The organism is Pseudomonas sp. Sample_24, assembly GCF_004307605.1.
Classification (GTDB): domain Bacteria; phylum Pseudomonadota; class Gammaproteobacteria; order Pseudomonadales; family Pseudomonadaceae; genus Aquipseudomonas.
This window is the reverse complement of sequence record NZ_RCNW01000183.1, coordinates 1-3278: the sequence shown is the minus strand read 5'-3', so window position 1 is coordinate 3278 and position 3278 is coordinate 1. Positions and strand designations below refer to the sequence as shown.

The following is a 3278-nucleotide window of genomic DNA, read 5'->3' as shown; positions in this document are numbered from 1 at the left end:
GACGCAGAGCGTCCCGGGCTGTATTCCCACGCAGAGCGTGGGAACGATCTTTACCCGGCTGGCCAGGCGCTGACGAATTCGGCCAGATCGACCTTGATGATCGTTCCTACGCTCTGCGTGGGAACGATCTTTACCTGGCTGGCCAGGCGCTGACGAATTCGGCCAGATCGACCTTCTCCGCCACCCGCGGTTCTTTCTGCGGCGTGCCCAGGTACAGGAAGGCGATCACCTCTTCGCCTTCCGTCAACCCCAAACCTTTGGCCACATGAGGCGAGTAGGCCAGATCACCGGTACGCCACACCGCGCCGATGCCTTGTGCGTATGCCGCCAGCAAAATCCCGTGGGCCGCACACCCCGCCGCCAGCAATTGCTCGGACTTCGGATACTTGACGTGATCCTGCACGCGAGCGATCACCACAACCACCAAAGGTGCACGCAACGGGCCGTTACGAGCCTTGTCGATGGCGGCTTGCGTCACTTCGCCGTCCTGCAGCCTGGCGGCTTCAGCCAGCAACTCGCCCATTTGCTCGCGCGCCGCGCCTTCTACCGTAAGAAACCGCCAAGGCTGCAAGTGGCCGTGATCCGGGGCGCGCATGGCCGCGGCGAACAGCACTTCGCGCTGCCCGGCAGTCGGTGCCGGATCTAGCAATCGTGGAACGGAAACACGGTTGAGCAAAGCGTCGAGAGCCTGCATCGGCCACCTCCAGAAAAAATTGTGCGGCTATTCTAGCGGTAACTACTCTGGCGGTGCGGTTTACATGCCCTGCCCCGCAGGTAGAATGGCGCCCTTCCCTATTTCAGCCCGAGCGGACTTCATGGCGTTGCCGACCTTACGTCTCATTGGTTTCATCATCGGCATCTTCCTGATCACCCTGGCCATCGCCATGGTCGTGCCCATGGCCACGCTGGTGATCTTCGAGCGCACAGGCGACCTGCCGTCGTTTCTCTGGGCCAGCATGATCACCTTCGTCGGGGGGCTCGCCCTGGTCATCCCCGGCCGCCCGGAACATGTACATCTGCGGCCACGGGACATGTACCTGCTGACCGTCAGCAGCTGGCTGGTGGTATGTATCTTCGCCGCGCTGCCGTTTTTACTGACCCAGCACATCAGCTACACCGATTCGTTCTTTGAAAGCATGTCCGGCATCACCGCCACCGGCGCAACGGTGCTCACGGGTCTGGACAACATGTCCCCCGGCATCCTGATGTGGCGTTCATTGCTGCACTGGATCGGCGGCATCGGATTTATCGGCATGGCGGTCGCGATTCTGCCGTTGCTGCGTATCGGTGGCATGCGGCTGTTCCAGACCGAGTCGTCAGACCGCTCCGAAAAAGTCATGCCCCGTTCGCACATGGTGGCGCGTTTGATCGTTGCGGCCTACGTCGGCATCACCATTTTCGGCAGCCTGGCGTTCTGGTGGGCCGGGATGAGTCCGTTCGATGCGATCAACCACGCGATGTCAGCGATTTCCACCGGTGGTTTCTCGACCTCCGACCAGTCTTTGGCCAAGTGGCCGGAGCCAGCAGTGCATTGGGTGGCGATCGTCATCATGATTCTTGGTGCCCTGCCGTTCACCCTGTATGTAGCGACCTTGCGCGGTAACCGCAAAGCACTGATCAAGGATGAGCAGGTTCGAGGCTTGCTCGGCATGTTGCTGGTGACCTGGCTGGTGCTCGGCACCTGGTACTGGTGGACCACCCAGTTGCATTGGCTGGAGGCATTACGGCATGTGGCGCTGAACGTCACATCGGTGGTGACCACCACCGGTTTCGCATTAGGGGATTACAGCCTGTGGGGCAATTTCTCGCTGATGCTGTTCTTCTATCTGGGGTTCGTCGGCGGCTGCTCCGGCTCGACCGCGGGTGGGATCAAGATCTTCCGCTTCCAGGTGGCCTACATCCTGCTCAAGGCCAACCTTAATCAGCTGATCCACCCGCGTGCGGTGATCAAGCAGAAGTACAACGGTCACCGGCTCGACGAAGAGATCGTGCGTTCGATCCTGACCTTTTCGTTCTTCTTCGCCATTACCATCTGCGTGATCGCGCTGCTGTTGTCGCTGCTCGGCGTCGACTGGATGACCGCCCTCACCGGCGCGGCCGCCACGGTGTCCGGCGTTGGTCCGGGACTGGGCGAGACCATTGGCCCGGCGGGCAACTTCGCCACCCTGCCGGACGCCGCCAAGTGGATTCTCTCGTTCGGCATGCTCCTTGGCCGGCTGGAGATCATTACGGTGTTTGTGTTGTGTATTCCGGCGTTCTGGCGCCATTGACCACGGGTGGCGCGTTCAGCAGCCGCGTCCGGTACTCGCCGGGCGTGGTGTCGAACCAGCGGCGGAAAGCGCGGAAGAAGTTGCTCGGGTCGGCGAACCCCAGCAAGTAAGCGATCTCCAGCAAGGTCATGGTGGGTTGCGCCAGGTATTGCTCCGCCAGTTCGCGCCGGGTGTCGTCGAGCAACGTCTGGAAACTCGTGCCCTCTTCCTGCAAGCGTCGCTGCAAGGTGCGTTGCGACAGATGCAGCGTCTGTGCCACGGCATCACGCTTGGGCTCACCCTGGGGCAGCAAACGGCACAGCACCTGCCGTGCCTTGTGAGTGACACGACTCTCGGAAAACCGCGCCAGGTATTCACCGGCAAACCGGTCATGCAGCAGCGCCATGGCTTCGTTGGCCGTCGGTAGGGGCGCTTCCATGTCTGCACGTTCGAAAATCAGCGCATCGTATTGTGCGTTGAACACCAATGGTGCATGGAAGACTTGTTTGTAGGGTTCAACATCGACGGGGAGATCGCCCTGCAGCAACACCTTGCGCGGTTGCAACGTGCGCCCGGTCAGCCAGCCGCACAGTGCCAGGGCACACGCCAGCGAGGCTTCGGCACTCTGGCGGGTCGGCGGCAGATGATCGCCGTGCACTGTCAAAATCAGCGCATATCCCTCCTCCAGCAGCCGGAAACTCAAGTCAGCGCTTTCGGCGATGATCCGCTGGTAACGCACCAGTCGCCGGAAACCATCGGCCAGGGTCTGGCTGGACATCAAGGCGTAACCGGTCACATGGAACTGCGCCGGTCGCACCACTTTGCCCATGTTCAGGCCAATCGCCGGGTTGCCGGACAGCTCAACCGCGCGTTGCCAGAGTCGTGTCATGGAGTCTTGCGGGAAGCGTGCATCCGGATCATCCAGAGCCGCATAGTCGAGCCCCAGCTGTTTGAACAATACCCGGCAATCCAGGCCGTCCATTTCCAGTGCTTTGACAATCCCCATCGCCCAGCTTGCAGAAGTCGTTC

3 protein-coding genes are annotated in these 3278 nt (G+C 61.3%); 1 reads left to right on the top strand and 2 read right to left on the bottom strand.

The window, feature by feature from the left end:
* Nucleotides 1-130: 130 nt before the first annotated feature.
* Complete coding sequence (locus D8V06_RS09545) at nt 131-694, bottom strand: NAD(P)H nitroreductase (protein ID WP_130930861.1); 564 nt, start codon at nt 692-694, stop codon at nt 131-133.
* A gap of 121 nt (nt 695-815) precedes the next feature.
* Here D8V06_RS09545 and D8V06_RS09540 point away from each other — a divergent pair, with 121 nt between their 5' ends.
* A complete protein-coding gene (locus D8V06_RS09540) occupies nt 816-2270 on the top strand; it encodes a TrkH family potassium uptake protein (RefSeq protein ID WP_130930860.1) in 1455 nt (484 codons plus the stop codon).
* Here the strand turns inward: D8V06_RS09540 and D8V06_RS09535 are convergent.
* Nucleotides 2227-3278, bottom strand: a 1052-nt coding sequence (locus tag D8V06_RS09535) for an AraC family transcriptional regulator (protein ID WP_206663181.1), incomplete at its 5' end; no start/stop codon positions are given. The genes D8V06_RS09540 and D8V06_RS09535 overlap by 44 nt on opposite strands.